This is a genomic window from Kribbella sp. NPDC050281, assembly GCF_040655855.1.
Classification (GTDB): Bacteria; Actinomycetota; Actinomycetes; order Propionibacteriales; family Kribbellaceae; genus Kribbella.
On record NZ_JBFAKS010000004.1, the window covers coordinates 22513 to 40092 of the forward strand.

General features: G+C 68.2%; 11 protein-coding genes. 4 read left to right on the plus strand and 7 right to left on the minus strand.

Annotated elements, in window-relative coordinates; all coding sequences use genetic code 11:
- Positions 1-499: 499 nt before the first annotated feature.
- The 3 genes from AB0I34_RS06000 to AB0I34_RS06010 are packed head-to-tail and all read right to left on the minus strand — an operon-like array spanning position 500 to position 4078.
- A complete protein-coding gene (locus AB0I34_RS06000) occupies positions 500-1804 on the minus strand; it encodes a four-carbon acid sugar kinase family protein (RefSeq protein WP_360440135.1) in 1305 nt (434 codons plus the stop codon).
- Positions 1797-3080: a RuBisCO large subunit C-terminal-like domain-containing protein gene (locus AB0I34_RS06005; RefSeq protein ID WP_360440138.1), complete on the minus strand. Its 1284-nt coding sequence runs from the start codon at positions 3078-3080 to the stop codon at positions 1797-1799. The genes AB0I34_RS06000 and AB0I34_RS06005 overlap by 8 nt, the downstream gene beginning before the upstream one ends.
- The gene (locus AB0I34_RS06010) at positions 3077-4078 is read right to left on the minus strand and encodes an alcohol dehydrogenase catalytic domain-containing protein (protein WP_360440141.1); all 1002 of its coding nucleotides are present in this window, start codon (positions 4076-4078) and stop codon (positions 3077-3079) included. The genes AB0I34_RS06005 and AB0I34_RS06010 overlap by 4 nt, the downstream gene beginning before the upstream one ends.
- Before the next feature lie 123 nt (positions 4079-4201).
- Between AB0I34_RS06010 and AB0I34_RS06015 the strand changes: the two genes are divergently transcribed.
- Both AB0I34_RS06015 and AB0I34_RS06020 read left to right on the plus strand, forming a co-directional pair.
- On the plus strand, positions 4202-5929 hold the full coding sequence (locus AB0I34_RS06015) for a hypothetical protein (RefSeq protein ID WP_360440144.1): 1728 nt from the start codon (positions 4202-4204) through the stop codon (positions 5927-5929).
- Entirely contained in the window at positions 5926-8595 is a 2670-nt protein-coding gene (locus AB0I34_RS06020) for a glycoside hydrolase family 78 protein (RefSeq protein WP_360440147.1), read from the plus strand. Before AB0I34_RS06015 ends, AB0I34_RS06020 begins: the two co-directional genes overlap by 4 nt.
- Here the strand turns inward: AB0I34_RS06020 and AB0I34_RS06025 are convergent.
- Positions 8579-9598, minus strand: a complete 1020-nt coding sequence (locus AB0I34_RS06025; RefSeq protein WP_360440150.1) for a LacI family DNA-binding transcriptional regulator — start codon at positions 9596-9598, stop codon at positions 8579-8581. The genes AB0I34_RS06020 and AB0I34_RS06025 overlap by 17 nt on opposite strands.
- Positions 9599-9788: 190 nt before the next feature.
- Here AB0I34_RS06025 and AB0I34_RS06030 point away from each other — a divergent pair, with 190 nt between their 5' ends.
- Positions 9789-12239, plus strand: a complete 2451-nt coding sequence (locus AB0I34_RS06030) for a pectinesterase family protein (RefSeq protein ID WP_360440153.1) — start codon at positions 9789-9791, stop codon at positions 12237-12239.
- Positions 12240-12245: 6 nt separating this feature from the next.
- Positions 12246-13472 carry a hypothetical protein gene (locus tag AB0I34_RS06035; protein ID WP_360440155.1) on the plus strand — a complete coding sequence of 409 codons (1227 nt, stop codon included), beginning with the start codon at positions 12246-12248 and terminating at the stop codon, positions 13470-13472.
- A 2-nt stretch (positions 13473-13474) separates the two neighbouring features.
- On the opposite strand, the gene AB0I34_RS06040 is transcribed toward AB0I34_RS06035, so the two are convergent.
- From AB0I34_RS06040 to AB0I34_RS06050, 3 genes are read right to left on the minus strand one after another with little or no spacing between them, the layout of a single operon-like run.
- On the minus strand, positions 13475-14761 hold the full coding sequence (locus AB0I34_RS06040; protein WP_360440158.1) for a glycoside hydrolase family 28 protein: 1287 nt from the start codon (positions 14759-14761) through the stop codon (positions 13475-13477).
- Positions 14758-16173 (minus strand): glycoside hydrolase family 28 protein, encoded by a 1416-nt coding sequence (locus AB0I34_RS06045; protein WP_360440161.1) that lies wholly within the window; start codon positions 16171-16173, stop codon positions 14758-14760. The genes AB0I34_RS06040 and AB0I34_RS06045 overlap by 4 nt, the downstream gene beginning before the upstream one ends.
- Before the next feature lie 11 nt (positions 16174-16184).
- Positions 16185-17576 (minus strand): glycoside hydrolase family 28 protein, encoded by a 1392-nt coding sequence (locus tag AB0I34_RS06050; RefSeq protein ID WP_360440164.1) that lies wholly within the window; start codon positions 17574-17576, stop codon positions 16185-16187.
- Positions 17577-17580 lie beyond the last annotated feature (4 nt).

Genomic DNA, 17580 nt, shown 5'->3' on the forward strand with positions numbered 1-17580 from the left:
ATGCTCTACCGTCCGCCACGTCATGTCCGTGCGTGCGTGTGAAGGTCTGCACGGATCCGTCTGCCGTTCTGCTTCCCGCCACGTCACTCGTGCCTGTGCGGGAGCGTGATGAGCTGCACGAGCGCCGCCTGGCACTCTGCTTCGCCGGTACGTCACCTCCGCGCGCGAGGGTGTGAAGGTCTGCATGAAGCCAGCTCGCACTCTGCTTCCTACCGCGTCACGTCCGTCCGGGGAGCCTGAAGCTGCGTGTGGACCCAGCTCGCGTCCTGCTTTCCGTCGCGGCGTGTCGGTCTGTGCGGGGGTGAAGGTGTGCATGGACCGCGTGGTGTTCTGTTTCTGTCGCCTCGCGTTCGTTCGTGCAGGGCGGAGCCGCTTCGCAGTCTGCGTTTCGGCGTATCGCGGCCGGGAGCGCCGGCTCTCTGGGGCCTGCCACCGGGAAGCGTTCTCGCGGTCAGGGGCGGGGGTGCTGTTGGGGCGCAGAGTGTGGGCGTGGGGGCGGTCAGGCCCGGCGTAGGGCGTCGAAGAGGTTTGGGTTGCCGAGTTGGCCTGGTTTGAGGAGGAACTGGGTGCCGTTGAGCTGAGGGTCTCCGGTGATCGCCGTACAGAGTGTGAGGCCTTGGCCTAGGTGGCTCGGGGTGGTGGGTGATGGTTCGAGTGCGGTGACTCCGAGATCGCGGAGTACACGGCCGGATGTGTCGCCGCCGGCGACCACAACCCTTCGCACCTGGGTGTTGCGAACGACTTCCCGCACGACCGCGGCCAGTTCCTTGCTGAAGGCACCGAGCAGCTCGCCCGTGGCTCGACCAGTTGCCTCGCCCGTGTGGACCACGACCCCAGGTGCACCAGCATTCAGTACGCGAACTGCTTCCGGGGCGACCGCGGGTGAGCCGTCGGGGTCCGCGGCCGGTGGGTAGGTGAGCGGCAATGAATGCCAGCCGGACGCAACCGCGCGGGCGATCTGTTCGGCGGTCCGAGGCGACTGGCTGCCGGACACGACCAGCACCTGCGCAGCGACACGGCCCACCCGTGCTCGGCCATCCCGACCAGGGATCGCGTGGTTCGTCTGCTGCGTGGTCGGGGTCGTGAGGGCTGTGGCAAGGGCTTTGGAGAGGCCGCCGGAGCCTAGGGCAAAGGTGGGGGTGGTGGGTGGGGTGAGGATGGTGCGGGCGATGGTTTGGAGGTCGGCATCTGTGAGGGCGTCCAGGACAAGGGCGTCGTACGTCGACTTGGTGTAGTGCTCGGGGAGGTCGGCGTAGGACGTCAGGTGGATGGCGCCGATGCGGAGGTTGGTTTGGTTCGCCAGGTGTAGGCGGAGGTCGGATTCGTGCATGGGGGTGGCGGGGTGGGACGACATGGTGGGTTGGCGGTCGAGGCGGTGGATGGTGCCTGCTTCCGCGGCGAAGTGGTGGCTGAAGACTGTGTAGCGGCCCAGGTCTGGCTGTGCGATGAGGATTGGTACGACGGCTGGGCCGAAGATGGAGCGGCCGACCTCCAGGGCGCGGCCGAGGCTGCCGAGGGTGGGGGAGGAGTCGGCGGTCGAGCAGACCTTGTACTGGACGAAGCGCGGACCAAGGTCGCGCAATGCCTGGAGGATCGGGCGGATCTCGGCTTCCTGCTCGTCGGGTGGCAATGAGCGCGCGATCCCGGCCACCCCGATCACGTCGTACTGCCGGGCCAACGCCTGCAGCTCGTCCCACGCAGGCATCGTCACCAGCAGGACACCACTGAACCCCACCCGGGTGAACTGGGCCAGCGCATCCGTCGACCCGGTGAAGTCGTCCCCGTAGAACGCAACCTCAACCACGCCTGCCTCCGTTCGCCCCGGATGTCTTGGTGGGGCCGAAGGTTTCCAGGGCTCGTTGGAGGGCGGGGACCTGCTGGGCGGTCTCGGTGAGGCTGCCGCCGGAGGTGGTGGATTGCCAAGCGGCTCGCAGGGCGGTGACGCCGGCGGCGGGGCCGTCGGGGTGGCCGTGGATGCCGCCGCCGGCGAGGACCAGGAGGTCTGTGGTGCCAGTTCGGCGGTAGGTTTCCGGGGCTAGACCGGGGGTCTGGCCTGACGAGAGGACGGGGAGGGTTTGGTAGCCGCCCAGGAGCGGTTCGCGGACTGCGGTGATCGAGCGGAGTACCTCGTCGTCTGTTTCGTAGAACTTGTTGGACAGGCCGTTGGTGTGAAGGTGGTCTGCGCCGGCCAGGCGCGCGAGCTTGGACCAGGCGACGAAGTCGATGCCGAGTTGTGGTGCTCGCGTGAAGACGCCGGTCATGGCGCGGTGGCCGTGGATGGGGAGGGCGCAGCGCTCGCGCAGCCACGCGAGGCCGGCTAGGCCGATGAGGTTGATGCAGACCATGACGCAGGTTCCGCCGGCAGCGTGGACCAGGTCGTGGTTGGCGGCCATTCGGTCCAGGTCGTCGGTGATGTTGAAGGCGTACATCGGGCGTCGTCCGGTGCGGGCCGCGACTTTGTCCAGTTCCTCGGATACCACCCTGACTCGGTCGGCGAGTGGTGAGTGTGGTGGGTTGCCCATCAGTTCGTCGTCTTTGATGAAGTCGATGCCGGCCTCGGCCAGTTCGCGGACCAGGATCCGCAACTCTTCGGGCGGCAGGCCGATGCTTGGCTTCACGATGGTGCCTAGCAGGACGCCGTCTGGGCGGTCGAGCAGTCGCCGGGTGCCGGTGATGCCGTACTGCGGACCCGGGTAGCGTTCGGCGAACGCGTCAGGCAGGGACAGGTCCACCAGTCGGATGCCGGCGAGTTGGCGGAGCTCGAAGAGGTTTCCGGCGACCGCGGCCAGAAGGTTCGGCAGGGACGGGCCGAAGTTGTCCAATCCGAAGGCGATCCGCACCAGCCCGCTCCGCCGCCGCGCCCCCGCCGGCCGGATCGCACCAGGAAGATCAGCACCCGAGGATGCGGCGGGCTCGATCCCGACGACTCGGGCTGCGAAGCGGCCGCGTAGTGCGGGTGTTTCGCGGGCGACTGCGACGAACGTGCCGGTTGACTGTTCGCCTGCGATCACCTCGGCGGCCTGCTCCAGCGGGAGGTAGCTCTCCACCAGGTACGTCGCGACGACCTCCGACCGGCTCATCGGGTCGGGTCGATCTGGGTCTTGACGTGGTCAGAGCCGGCGTCGATCGCCTCGAGTACTCCGGGCACCTCGCCCAACCCGGCCACAGACGTGATGTATGGCCGGACGTCCAGCACACGATGGTTCACCAAGCGAGCCGCAGCCGCGAAATCCGCCGGGGTGTAGATCGTCGATCCCTGGATCGTCACCTCCTTCAGCACCACAGGATTCAGATCCACCGTCAGAGCCGCACCGAACATCGGCAACAGCACGACCTGCCCCCGCGGCCGGCACAGCGCCAACGCCTCCGCCAGACAACTCGGATGCCCGGACGCCACCACGACCACGTCGAACCCGTCCCCACCACTGACCTCAGCCCCGACAACCTCCAAGTCAGACGGATCCACCACCGCATCAACGCCCTGCGACGCAAGGAAGTCCCGATTGTGCTGCTTGATGTCACTCACCAGCACCGCACGAGCCCCACGCTGCCGCGAAACAGCAGCGGCCAGCGCCCCGATCGCCCCACCACCGAGCACAGCGACCGCATCACCCGCCCGCACCCCGGACGTCGAGTGCCAGGCCACCGCGACAGGCTCGATCATCGCGCCCTCGTCGTACCCGATCTCGTCGCTCAACGGCACCAGCACTCGCGCCGGCGCGGCGAAGTACTCACTGAGCATCCCGGGCCATCCGCTGCCCGGGACCCGTTTGTGCACGCACAGATGAGGGTTCCCGGCCTCGCAGCGCGTGCACTCCCAGCACGACAACGCAGGCAGCACGGCGACGCGATCGCCGATACCGAAGCGCGAGTCGCCCGACGCCACCACCTCACCGGCACCCTCATGTCCGAGCACGACAGGCGGCTTCCGGAACGGGTGGTGCCCGAGCCAGGTATGCAGGTCGGATCCGCACAACCCGACCGCACGCATCCGAAGCAGCACGTCTCCACCAACGTCCGGATCCGGCACCTCACTCACCGAGACCTGTCGCGGTGCCTCCAGCACGGCTGCCCTCATCAGCATTCTCCTTCGATCGGGTCCCGCCAGTCTCCGCCGGGAAACCTCAAGAAAACAAGGCCGATCAGCCAATCTGTGGATAGCCCGTTGACATCGCCCCGGCTGGGGGTAAAGGTTTTCCTCATGGCGACGATCCCGGCGACCCTGCTGCTCGAGGAGCGGGCCGCGCTGGCGATGAACGCGGTGACCGGCCTGGCCGACGAGGACCTGGACGGCATCCCGTTCTTCAGCGCGAACCTCCTGTCCCGTCCCGCCCGGCTGGACCACGGCGACTGGGACTACGGCTCCAGCCACGGCCGGCTGACCGATGCGATCCTGCTCGCCCGCCAGATGACCGGCGGCAAGCCAGACAGCAACCCGCAGTGGGACCCGCACTGGGACGCCGTTGCCGACCGCTACCGGCAGACCCTGTTCGCACTGCTCGGCGACGACGGTCTGACGTACCGCCGCGTCCACCCGCGCGGTCACTGGCTTCCGAACGCCAATCTGATCGACCAGCGTGCCACTCTGCTCGCCCTGACGACCACGGTCGTTGCCACCGGCGATCCGGAAGCACAGAAGGCAGCAGACGCACAAGTCGCGGCGCTGAAACGGATTGCCATCAAGGAACGCGACGTCTGGTTCTACCCGGCCTCGGAGTACACCGCCGAAGGCTGGCCCTCGTCGAACGCCATCGACCTCCACCTCGCCCCCGACCCCGCGTCCTTCTCCGGCCGCCTGATCATGCCGCTGCTGCGGTACCACCAGGCGACCGGCAACAGCGACGCTCTCGAGCTGTGTGAGTGGTTCGCCCGTCTCATCATCGACAAGAGCGGCGTGTTCCTCCCCGACGGCAGCTTCAACCCGGCCCGCGCGTACCGCAGCGGCCACTTCCACACCCGCGTCGGCACGCTGGAGGGGCTCGCCAGACTCGCCAGACATACCGGCGACCACGGTCTGACCGAGTTCACCAGGCGCAGCTACGACTGGGTGCTCACCCAGGCCACCAGGTACGGCTGGACGCCAGGTGACCTGGCCGACCAGCGCTACGAGCACGAGACCTGCTCACTCGTCGACCTCATCGGACTGGGTACGACGCTCGCCGGCAACGGACTGACGTCGTACTGGTCAGTGGTGGAGCGATTCGTCCGCAACCACCTCGCAGCGTCGCAGTTGCGCGACGTGAGCTGGGTGGAGTCCGCCCCGGACCGGTCGGGTGACGAGCCGGGCTGGCGGACGTACGTCGACGTGGGCGAGCGGGTCCTGGGCGCGTTCTGTGGGTACGGCGCTCCGAACGACTACGTCTCCGACGTACCCCTGGGCCGCGGCCACACCAACGACGTACAGGCCTGCTGCGTCGGCTCCGGCGTTCGCGGACTCTTCTGGGCGTGGAACAGCATCGTCACCGGCGACGCCGAGGTCACCCGCGTCAACCTGCTCCTCACCCGCGCGCATCACGCAGTCGACGTCCTGAGCCACCTGCCGGTCGAAGGCAAGGTCGAACTCCACATCAACGAGCCGGTGGAGGAACTGCGTGTCCGCATCCCGGAGTGGGCCGGGTACGCGCGGCTGACGCTCAACCGAGGCGATGAGACACGTACCGGCGCCGAGCGCATCTGGGCGCCGGACGGCTACCTCGCGATCCCGCAGCCGCGGCCCGGGGAGCGGATCACGGTGACCTTCCCGATGGTCGAGCAGACCACGACCGAGTTTGCCGCCGGCAACGAATTCCGGACCACCTGGCGTGGCGACGACGTGGTCGCGATCGATCCGCCCGGCCGGTCCCGGCCCATGTACGGCGATCGGCCGGAACACGCCGGCGGTCTGCGCGACTACGAACTCCACCGACCCGAGACGGAGTGGTCCTGGTGACAACTGGCTGGCTGCTGACCGATCCACCGACAGTCGAAGCACTGACGCCGTACGACCTGCGCTGCGAGCACCGGATCACGCCGCTGGGCATCGGCTCCAACCATCCTCGGCTGAGCTGGCGGCTGGCGTCACCGGTGCGCGGCGACCGCCAGGACGCGTTCCGGGTCCGTCTGTTGCGTGACGGCGTACAGGTCTGGGACTCCGGTTGGCGGACCGACGACCGGACGTACGTCGACCACGGTGGCGCACCGCTCACGTCGCAGACCGACTACGTATGGACGCTGGAGGTCCGGGACGCCGCCGGCGGCCAGGCCGAGGCATCGGCAACGTTTGCTACCGGTCTCCTCAACAAAGAGGAGTGGGATGCGCACTGGCTCGAACACGACTACGACACCGATCCGAAGTTCGAGCCCCCGGTCGACCGTGCAGAGCCACGGTCGGTGCGCCAGGCCACCATCGCACCGCCGCGCTACTACCGCCGCTCCTTCGAGTTGAAGCAGCCGGTCGCGAGAGCCCGCGTCTACGCCACAGCGCACGGCCTCTACCAGCTCAGCGCCAACGGTGAGCGCGTTGGTGCCGACGAGCTGACACCAGGCTGGACCGACTACCGCGAGCGCCTCGCGTACCAGACGTACGACGTCACACACCTCCTGCGTGAGGGCGAGAACGTCATCGGTGCGGTGCTCGGTGAGGGCTGGTGGTCCGGGTACGTCGGCTGGGACACCCGCAGTCACGCGCACCACTACGGCAAGAAGCCGCAACTGCTCGCGCAACTGGTGGTCGACCACCCGGACGGCTCCCGCACTGTCGTCGCGACGGACGCGAGCTGGGTCGAGCGCCCCGGTCCGATCCGTTTCGCCGACCTACTGATGGGCGAGTCGTACGACGCCCGACTCGAGCTCGGCGACTGGTCGAGCCCCGGGTACGACGCCACCGGCTGGGCGCCCGTGGGCGACCTGGGCGCCGACCCATCCACCCTGATCGCCGCCACCACCGAACCAGTGCGCGTCACCGAGGACCTGCCGGCCACCGAGGTCACAGCCCGTGGCCCCGGCCGCTTCATCGTCGACCTCGGTCAGAACATCGCCGGTCGCATCCGGCTGCGCATCCGGGGCGCACAAGCCGGCGACCGCATCCGCCTGAGACATGGCGAGATGCTCGAGTCCGACGGAGAGCTCTACACCGCCAACCTCCGCACCGCCGACGCCACCGACTACTTCGTCAGCGCCGGCGCCGCAGAGGAGTACTTCGAACCGATCTTCACCGTCCACGGCTTCCGGTACGTCGAGATCGACGGCTACCCGGGCGAGCTCACCACGGATGACGTGACCGGTCGGGCGCTCCACTCCGATACTCCGGTCGCCGGCCGCTTCGAGTGCTCCGATCCGGGCGTCAACCAACTGCTGAGCAACATCCGCTGGGGTCAGCGCGGCAACTTCGTCAGCGTCCCGACCGACTGCCCGCAACGCGACGAGCGACTGGGCTGGACCGCGGATGCGCAGATCTTCCTGCCCACAGCGGCGTACCAGGCCGATGTCCTCACCTTCTTCGACAACTGGCTCGCCGACCTCGCCACGGCGCAGACCGATGAAGGCGCGATCCCCGACGTGATCCCGCATGTCATCCTCGGACGGCACGGCACACCGGCCTGGGCCGACGCGGCGACCATCGTGCCGTGGACGCTCTACCGCATGTACGGCGACGACCGCGTACTGCGGAGGGCCTGGCCGTCGATGCGGCGCTGGGTCGACTACGTTCACCGCGCCAACCCGGACCTGATCTGGCGCAACCGCACCAGCGGGCACTACGGCGACTGGCTGCAGGTCGGCGTCCGCACTGACCGGGACGTCCTCGCGACCGCGTACTTCGCCCGCAGTGTCGAGTTCACCGCCGCGGCCGCTCGGGTGCTCTGTCTCGAGGAGGAAGCTGCGGCGTACGGCGAGCTGTGGGAGCAGATCGGGCAAGCATTCCGGAAGGAGTTCGTGGATGCCGAGGGCAAGGTCCGTGGTGACACCCAGACCGGCTATCTGCTGCCACTGGCCTTCGGACTGCTTCCCGAAGAGGATGCGGCGGTCAAGCACCTCGTCGCTGATCTGGAGCGGAGGGACCGTTCGCTGACGACCGGGTTCGCAGGAGTCGCGCTGCTGTGCCCGATCCTGACGAAGTACGGGCACTCCGACCTCGCGTACGACCTGCTGCACGACGACCGGTATCCGTCCTGGGGCTACTCGATCAAGCACGGCGCGACGACGATCTGGGAGCGCTGGGACGGCTGGACCGAGGAGGGCGGCTTCGGTCCGGTCGCGATGAACTCCTTCAACCACTACTCACTCGGCTCGGTCGGCGAATGGCTGTACGCCGACGTCGCCGGGATCAGCCAGTCACCGGAGTCGGTCGGCTTCCGGGACCTGGTGATCAGGCCGCGCCCCGGCGGCCGCCTGACCTGGGCGCAGGCCTCCTACGACACACCGGCGGGCAGAGTCTCCACTCGCTGGGAGATCACCGACGGCGTACTCCGTCTGGACGTCGTCGTGCCACCAGGAGCGACCGCGACGGTCCACGTCCCGACCCCGGACCCCGACTCGGTCCGCGAGTCCGGACAACCACTGGGTCAGCAGGTTTGCACAGTCAGCTCGGGCACCTACAGCTTCACCGCGACGGCTTGACCGTACGACGCCGTCGCGGCCGGGCCGTCGAGCCCCGAACCACCAGCTCACCCGACAGGTGAGTAGTCGCCGTCGAGGCGGTTGGACTGAAGTGCTGCCACGCCTGGCGGCCCAGCTCCACCGTCGAGACGGCGTACGTCGTGAGTCCGGGGTCGGTGTGGGCGCTCATCGGAGCGTCGTCGACACCGACCACGGACAGGTCGTCCGGCACTGTGACACCCAGCTCTCGCAGCCGGCTCAGCACGCCCACAGCAACGTGATCGTTGAAGGCGATCAGTGCGGTCGGTTCGTGGGTCAGCGCCTCGTCGACTGCCGCATACCCGTCGCGGAGGGACGAGCCGCACGCCACCCGTGTCACAGGCAGACCGGCCGCGCGGAAGCCACGCTGCCGTTGCTGATCGGACCAGGCAGTCGCCGGCCCTTCCAGGTACACGATCCGCTCGTGCCCGAGCGACGCCAGGTGGGCACACAGCTCCCGGACTCCGTGGTGATAGTCGACGACCACGGCTCCGACTGAAGGATGGCGCAGGACCCGGTTGATCAGCACCAGCCGGCGGCTGGCCTCGGCGACCTCCTTGAGCTGTGGAGCGCTCATCCGCGGTGCACACAGCAACAGGCCGTCGACCCAGCGCGCCAGCTCGATCGCAGACCGGTACTCCTGCTCCGGATCCTCCTCGGTCCCGGCGACCAGCGTGTGATGCCCGTCGCCTGCGGCTTCGGCCGCGATGCCCTTGAGGATCTCGGCGAAGTACGGGTTGCCCAGGTCGGGCACCACCACGCCGATGGTCTGGCTGCTGCCGCGCAGCAGCGTCTGCGCCGCGGGGTTGGGCCGGTAACCGACCTCCTGCGCGGCGGCGCGCACCCGGTCGGCCACCTGCGGCGAGACCGGCTTGCCGCCGCTGAGCACCCGGGACACGGTCGCCGTCGACACCTCCGCGAGCCGGGCCACGTCGTGGATCGTGGCCCGGCCGGCGGAGGCACGGTCGCTGGTCGGCTTTCTCACCGGATCATTGGACCATGTCCGCGCCACGATCGCTGCCACCACAGTGATGTAAACCTTTTCCCGTTTCCGTCCGATTCTGCCTTCCGAGGTCTTGACGCAGCCCCGAAGCGCTGCGACGGTAGCCGAGGAAAAGGATTACCCGCCCACCGCCCCGGGCATCTGCCACGGCGGTCCGCGCGAGGAGACCACCGTGAGAAACCGCCTGTTCAGCTTGTGCCTGGCCGTCCTGCTGGGCCTCGCGACCCTGACCGTGCCGGCCGGTACGGCGACCGCCGCCGACAACCCCGCGACGTTCGGACCGTTCGATCCGCGGATCGAGCTGGACGGTCACTGGGGCCGCGACGACGACGTGGCGATCACGGTGAACTCCGGCTCGTCGCTGAGGTTCCGCTTCACCGGTGACCGGCTCGGCGCCTGGTTCGACGCCGAAACGATCACGAACCCGGCCCAGCTGTACGTCGCGATCGACGGCGGCGATCAGGTGCTGGTGAAGGTCGACGAGGACCACAAGGTCTTCGCCGAGGGACTCGATCCGGCCTTCGCGCACACGGCCGAGATCGTGGTCAAGGACGTGGACGAGTACGCGAACCGCTGGACGGTGCCGCTGCAGTCCGGCGTCGTCCTGGAGAAGATCGAACTGGCCCCCTTGGCACAACTGGTCCCGCTGCCGACGACGGCCGAGCATCGCATCGAGTTCTACGGCGACTCGATCACCCAGGGCGTGATGGCCCTGTGTGCGGAGCTCGGCAGTGACTGTGCCGATGGGAGCAAGAGCTACCCGCATCTGGTCGGTGAAGCGTTCGGCGCGGACACGAACCAGGTCGGCTTCGGCAAGCAGGGCATCCTCCAGCCTGGTCACGGCAATGTCGGCACCGCGGCAGACTCGTTCGGCTGGAACCTGGCCGGCTTCCCGGCCGAGCCGGCCGACCCCGGCGCGGTCGTCGTCAACTTCGGCACGAATGACGCCGCCTACGACAGCGCCGAGTTCACCCCGGCGTACCTCGCCTATCTCCGCAAGATCCGCGCCGCCGATCCGCACACCCTGATCGTTGCTCTGCGCCCCTTCAACGGTACCCACGCGGCCGGCATCGCCGCCGCGGTCCGCGCCGCGAAGGACCGGAGGATCGTCTACGTCGACACGACCGGCTGGCTCGGACCGGACGACTACAACGGCAGCACCCACCCCAGCGTCCAGGGCCACCAGGTCGCGGCCGCCGAGCTGACCACGGTGCTCGAACACCTCACCGGCTGGCAGCCGAGCCACTCCGGTGACACCGCCAAGCTGTCACCAAGAGGTACGGCGACTGCCACCTGCTCGGACACCCCGCTGACAATGACCTTCCGCGGGCCGGTCCGCCTCGGTGTCCGCGGCAGACTCCAGATCCACAAGGCCGGCGGCGAAGTCGTCGACACTATCGACCTCGCGGACCTCACGTCGTACCGGCGCTCGGTGGGTGACGCGCGGACCGACTTCGGTGAGCTGCACACGTGGACGTACCAGCCAGTGGTCGTCGACGGCCGGACCGTCTCGATCCATCCGCATCAGCGGCTCGCGCCCGGGCAGGTGTACTACGTGACGCTCGATCCAGGGTTCGTCGTCGGCCACCCTGGGATCACGAAACCCAGTGACTGGACGTTCCGGAGCCGGCAGGACCCGCGGACCGACGGCCGGTTGAGTGTCAACGGCAACGGTCACGCGGACTTCTGCACAGTCCAGGCTGCCATCGACTTCGTGGCCGAGGGCGACGAAGCGACGATCGACGTGGCGCCGGGCCTCTACCGCGAGCTGGTCTGGGTTCCGCCGACCAAACCCGGGATCACCATCGTGGGCGCGGGCGCCGGCCGGACGGTGATCGGCTACCCGAACAACAACCTGCTGAACGGCGACTCCGCGATGGCGAACGTGCCGATCGAGCAGGCGTACTGTCAGCGCCGCGTCATCCCGCAGTCGGATCGTTTCAACTGCTGGCGCGCTGCGATGGGCGTGTTCGCCGACGACTTCACGATGACGGACGTGACCGTGCAGAACCTCACGCCGTACCGCGGGTCCCAGGCCGAGGCGTTCTTCGGCAATGGCAACCGGATGGTGCTCGCCCGGGTCCGGATCCTCGGGTACCAGGACAGCCTGCGGCTGCAGGGACAGGCCTTCGTGACCGACAGCTACGTCGAGGGCGATGTGGACTTCGTCTGGGGGACCGGCGGCGTCTTCATGCAGGACTCGGAGCTGAAGGCGCTGCACGAGGGCTACTACAACCAGGTCCGCAACACCGACAACGGTCCCGGCAACATCTTCGTCCGGGTCCGGCTGACCCGTGGTCCCGAGGTGCTCGACGACAGCGTGTTCCTCGCGCGGGCCGAGCTCAGCCGGTTCCCGACCAGCCAGGTCGTCTTCATCGACTCCGCGATGGACAGCCACGTGAAGACGACCGGCTTCCAGATCACCAGCCCCAACGACTGCGCGGCCGCCGGCCAGGTCCGGTTCTGGGAGTACCACAGCACCGACCTCGCCGGCCGCCCGCTCGACACCAGTGCACGACTGGCCTGCTCCCGGCAGCTCGGCGACGACGAGGCGGCGCAGCTGCGCGACCCGTCGTACGTCTTCGGCGGCTGGCACCCGGTCGTTCCCCGCCCCGAAAGGTGAACCAGAATGAGCATCGTCAATCGCAGATCCGTGCTCGGAGGAGCTCTCGCCGTGACCGCCACCACCGCAACCGGCTGGCCGGCCCTGGCGTCCGCTGACACACCCACTGCACCGGCGGGCGGATCGGCACCGCGCCCCGTCGCACCGGTGAACGCCGAGATCGCCGCCGCCCACGCTGCGGTGTACAAGACTCTGCCTGAGGTGGTCGTCGGGGTCGACGTCGAGGACCTGATGAAGATCCACACCGCCGCGGACGCCGACGCGCTTCGTCCGCAGCTGGTCGCCCAGGTCTGGAAGGACACCGGTGTCATGCCGACCGGTCTTCCGGCAGTACGACGGGACGTCGGTGTGCCGGCCGAGTTGCCCGCGTTCACCGGCGTGCGTCAATACGACCGGCTCGAAGTGGCGATGCCGTTCGGGTACGTCGCAACCGTCTTCGTCCTGGAGCCGACGCGGAGCAAGCATCGCCGGGTCGCGTTCTACCACAACGGGCACGGCGAGCCGCTCGACACGATGCAGCGGGTGGCGCAGGGGCTGCTCGACCACGGCTATACGGTGCTGCTGTTCGCGATGCCCTTCTACCACTGGAACCCGAAGACCATCCAGGACCCGGCCGACCCGACGGTGCAGCTGCAGCCGTCCCACAACGATCTCCCGCAGTGGGAATCCGCGTCGTACTCACCGCTCGCGCTGTTCCTCGAGCCGCTCGCGGTGTCGGCGAACTACGTCCAGAAGACCTACCGGCCGTCGTCGGTGCAGATGGTCGGACTGTCCGGCGGTGGCTGGGCGACGACCATCTACCCGGCGCTCGATCCGCGGATCACCCGGTCCTACCCGACAGCCGGATCGTTGCCGTTCTTCGTCCGGCCGGGCTCACCGAAGCCCAGCCCGACGCGCGGGGACTGGGAGCAGCGGCAGGACATGCAGCCGGGGTTCTACGGGCTGGCCGACTTCCCCGACCTCTACGCGCTCGCGGCGGTCGGGAGGCACCGCCGGCAGATCCAGATCCTCAATCGCTTCGACGAGTGCTGCTTCAACGGGGTCGGTCACCGCTCCTACGAGGCAGCCGTGCGGCAGCGGATCGCCGTCATCGGTACCGATGCCGTCAGCAACGAGTCGAACGGCCACTGGGAGCTGCTCGAGGACGCCACCCACGGCGATCACACAATCAGCCCGTACGCCCTGTCCGTCATCCTCTGGGACCTGGACGTCCACTGCGCCCACCTCCCGTGAGGTCAGCGGAGCTGGTGGACGTCGGTGATCGGCTGACCGTTGACGGAGACGTTGTCGAAGCTCAGCGCCGCGTGCTGCACGGTGCTGGGTGCGTCGACGGTGAAACTGCAATCGATCAGCCGGAAGTCCTCGATCGGTGAACGCCGGTAGCCGCGCAGCATCAAGGCGTTGCGAGCACGCCCGACCTTGATGCCGCGCAGCTCCACGTTGCGCACGTACGGCGTGAGCGGTCCGGTGTCACCCTCACCGCGGAAGAAGTTGCACTGGACAACCTCCTTGGTGAGGTTGGAGATCGCCAGGTCCTTCAGGTAGATGTTCTCCGCGAAGCCGCCACGGATCGCATTGGTCTTGATGTACAGGCCGAAGTACAGCCTCGGACCGCCGATGGTGCAGTCGCGGACGAACACGTTGCGGATCCCGCCGGTCAGGTCCGACCCGAGGGTGATCGCGCCGTACTTGACCCGCAGCACGCACTGCTCGATCAGGACGTCCTCCGTCGGTACGTTCACCAGCAGCCCGTCCGCCTCCCGGCCGGACTTGAGCGCGACACAGTCATCGCCGGCGTCGATCGTGCAGCCGCGGATGATCACCGAGCGGCATGACTCGAGGTCGACGCCGTCGTTGTTCGGACCCTGGCTGTCGATGACAACATCCTGCACGGTCACGTTCCGGCACAGCACCGGATGGACCTGCCAGAACGGCGACCGGACGATCGTCACGCCTTCGATCAGCACGTTCGTGCATTCGTACGGCTGGATGAAGCTCGACCGCAGGTGGTGCCCGCCGCCGTACACCCGTTCCGTCACGGGGATGCCGAACGCCGCTTGCTGGCGGAGCTGTCCGAAGTCCTCGTCACAGGTGTGGAACCAACCCCACCAGTTGTCCCAGCCGGCCTGGCCGTCGAGCGTGCCCGTGCCGGTGATCGCGATGTCGGTGCACCCGTTGGCGTAGATCAGCGGCGAATAGTTGTAGACCTCGAGCCCCTCGTACCGCGTCTTGACGACCGGCAGGTACTGCGTCGGATCGGTGCTGAACACCAACGTCGCGCCGTCGGACACGTGCAGGTTCACCCCGGACCGCAGGTGGATCGCGCCGGTATGCCAGCTCCCAGGAGGTACGACGACCCGGCCGCCGCCGGCCTCGTGACACGCGCGGATGGCGTGGGCGAGGCCGGCGGTCGCGTTCTGCGGCGTCGCGCCGTACTCCGTGATCGGGAACTCGCGATCGGGGAAGATCGGTCGTCGGACGTCGGCCAGGATACGGTCGGCGTCCGACCAGCCTGCAGTCACAGCAGTTGCGCCGGGTCGGTGATCTTCTGGCCGTTGACGGTGAAGTTGCGGAACGACATGTCGACGTCCTGGATCTCGCTGACGTCGTCGATGCTGGTGAACGTGCAGTCGATCAACCGGAAGTCCTGGATCGGCGAGCGCGGGTAGCCGAACATCGAGAACGCGTTCCGGGCGTGGCCGACGGTGATGTTGCGCAGTTCGACGTTGCGTACCCGTGGCGTCAGCGGACCGGTGTCGCCCTCGCTGCGGTAGAAGTTGCAGGAGACCACCTCTTTGGTGAGGTTGGAGATCTGCAGGTTGTCGAGGTAGATGTTCTCGGCGTAACCACCGCGGACCGAGTTGGTCTTGATGTACAGACCGAAGTACAGGTTCGGGCTGCCGACCGTGCAGTTGCGGACGAACACGTTGCGCACTCCACCGGTCATCTCGCTGCCGATCGTGATCGCGCCGTACCGGATGTTCAGCGTGCAGTTCTCGATCAGGATGTTCTCCGACGGCACGTTCACCCGCAGGCCGTCGGCGCCGCGGCCGGACTTGATCGCGATGCAGTCGTCGCCGCAGTCGAGGACGCAGTCACGGATCACGACGTACTGGGACGACTCCGGGTCGATGCCGTCGTTGTTCGGGCCACGGCTGTCGATGTGGACGCCGCGCACTGTGATGTTGCGCGACAGCACCGGGTGGATCTCCCAGAACGGCGATCGCAGGATCGTCACGTCCTCGATCAGCACGTTCCGGCAGGACTGGGTCTCGATGAACGCCGCGCGCAGGAAATGGCCGGCGCCGAACACGCGATCCTTCACCGGTACGCCGTCCTCGGCCATCTGCTGCAGCGCCTGCGCGTCGGGGCTCGACGGACCGACCCAGGACCACCAGTCGTCCCAGGTCGCGCCGCCGTCGAGCGTGCCGGTGCCGGTGACGGCGATGTTCTCGCAGTCGCGGGCGTAGATGAGCGGCGAGTAGTTCATGCACTCCGCGCCCTCGAAGCGGGTCAGCACGACCGGCAGGTAGTGCGCCGGATCGGTGCTGAACAGGAGCGTCGCGCCGTCCGACACGTGCAGGTTGACGTTGGACTTCAGGTGGATCGCGCCGGTGCTGAAGGTTCCGGCCGGTACGACGACCCGTCCGCCACCGGAGCGGTGACACGTGTCGATCGCCTTCGCGATGGCAGCGGTCGCATCGGTCGTGGCGTCTGCGATCGCGCCGAAGGCCGTGATCAGGAAGTCGTGGGGGCGGAAGCGGGGAGGGCGGGTGTTGCGCAGGATGTCACCGACGTGACCCCAGCCGGGCCCGGTGTCCGGCCCAGGAGCCCCGGCCCCGGCCCAGGCTGTTGAGGCAGAGCCCAGCGCAGTGGCGAGGGCGGCACCTGTGCCTAGGCGGAGGAAGTTCTTCCGGCTGAACTTGTCGTGCATGCGGGGCTCCTTCAGTTGTCCACGCGGGTGCCGTTGATCCAGACCTGGTCGAGTCGCAGCCCTTCGACGTCCTGGATCACGTTCTCCTCGCTCATCGCGTCGAAGCGGCAGTCGTGCAGCCGGATGTCGCGGAGCGGGTCGTCGGGGAGGCCGAGCAGGTTCAGCGCCCGCGGCGCCGCGGCGGCGGTGAGTTGGCTGATGCTGATGCCTTGCACGTCCGGCGGGTAGGCGCCGGTGGTGACGTTGGCGTAGTTGAGCACGATCTCGATCACCGAGTCCGCGGCCTGCCCGACCGTCACCCGGCGTACGTCGATGTTCGCGATCGTGCCGCCGCGATCGGGATTGCTCTTGATCCGGATCGCGCGTTCCAGCCGCGGGCTGCTCATCGTGCAGTCGCGGACGAAGATGTCCATGATGCCGCCGCTGGTCTCGCTGCCCGCCGTCACGCCGCCGTTCCCGTCGGCCATCTCGCAGTCGCGGACGACGGCGTACCGCGTCGGCACATTCACCCGCCGGCCGTCAGCGTCCTTGCCGGACTTGAAGGCGATGCAGTCGTCGCCGGTGGAGATCGTGCAGCCTTCGATCAGGACGTCGGTGCACGACTCGGGATCGATGCCGTCGTTGTTCGGCCCGTTCGGGCTGTCGACGACTACGTCCCGGATGGTCACGTTGCGGCAGAGCACCGGGTGGATGTTCCACATCGGTGAGTCCTTGACAGTGATGCCGTCGAGCAGCACGTTCTCGCAGCGGTTGAACTGGAGCAGGTTCGGCCGGAGGTAGTGCCCGGCGCCGAACACCCGCTCCTTCACGGGTACGCCGTCCGCCGCCAGCTGGATGAGCAGCGTCTTGTCCGGCGACTCGTTCGGCGGCGGCCCACCGGTCCAGTCCCACCAGTGCGTGTCGTCTGCCCGGCCATCGAGGACACCGCTGCCGGTGACCGCGATGTCGCGCTGTCCGTACGCGTACACGAAGGGCGAGTAGTTGTAGCACTCCGTCCCTTCGTAGCGCGTCGCCACCACAGGCAGGTACGCCGCCGGGTCCTGGCTGAACGCCAACCGCGACCCGGCAGCCAGGTGCAGGTCGACGCGACTGAGCAGGTGGACGGCGCCGGTGCGGAAGTTGCCGGCCGGTACGACGACGTGGCCGCCGCCGTGCCGGTGACACGTTTCGATAGCGGCCCGGATCGCCGCCGTACAGTCGGTCGAATCGTCGCCGACCGCGCCGAAGTCGGTCACGTCGTACCACCGATCACGAAAGCGCGGTGGACGGATCCGGCGCAGGATCGCGTCGACCTGGGGATCCGGGGACGGCCGGCCGGCGGCGGCCGGGGCGGTGCCTCCGCCGGCGATCGCAAGGGCTCCGCCGGCCAACAGGAGAGTACGGCGACGAACTGGGGCGGACATGCTC

What these genes read in the sequence shown, in the direction of transcription:
- AB0I34_RS06005 (WP_360440138.1), bottom strand. Translation starts at nt 3,080, where the DNA reads ATGAGCCGGTCGGAGGTCGTCGCGACGTACCTGGTGGAGAGCTACCTC.
- AB0I34_RS06045 (WP_360440161.1), bottom strand. Translation starts at nt 16,173, where the DNA reads ATGCACGACAAGTTCAGCCGGAAGAACTTCCTCCGCCTAGGCACAGGT.
- AB0I34_RS06035 (WP_360440155.1), top strand. Translation starts at nt 12,246, where the DNA reads ATGAGCATCGTCAATCGCAGATCCGTGCTCGGAGGAGCTCTCGCCGTG.
- AB0I34_RS06010 (WP_360440141.1), bottom strand. Translation starts at nt 4,078, where the DNA reads ATGAGGGCAGCCGTGCTGGAGGCACCGCGACAGGTCTCGGTGAGTGAG.
- AB0I34_RS06015 (WP_360440144.1), top strand. Translation starts at nt 4,202, where the DNA reads ATGGCGACGATCCCGGCGACCCTGCTGCTCGAGGAGCGGGCCGCGCTG.
- AB0I34_RS06050 (WP_360440164.1), bottom strand. Translation starts at nt 17,576, where the DNA reads ATGTCCGCCCCAGTTCGTCGCCGTACTCTCCTGTTGGCCGGCGGAGCC.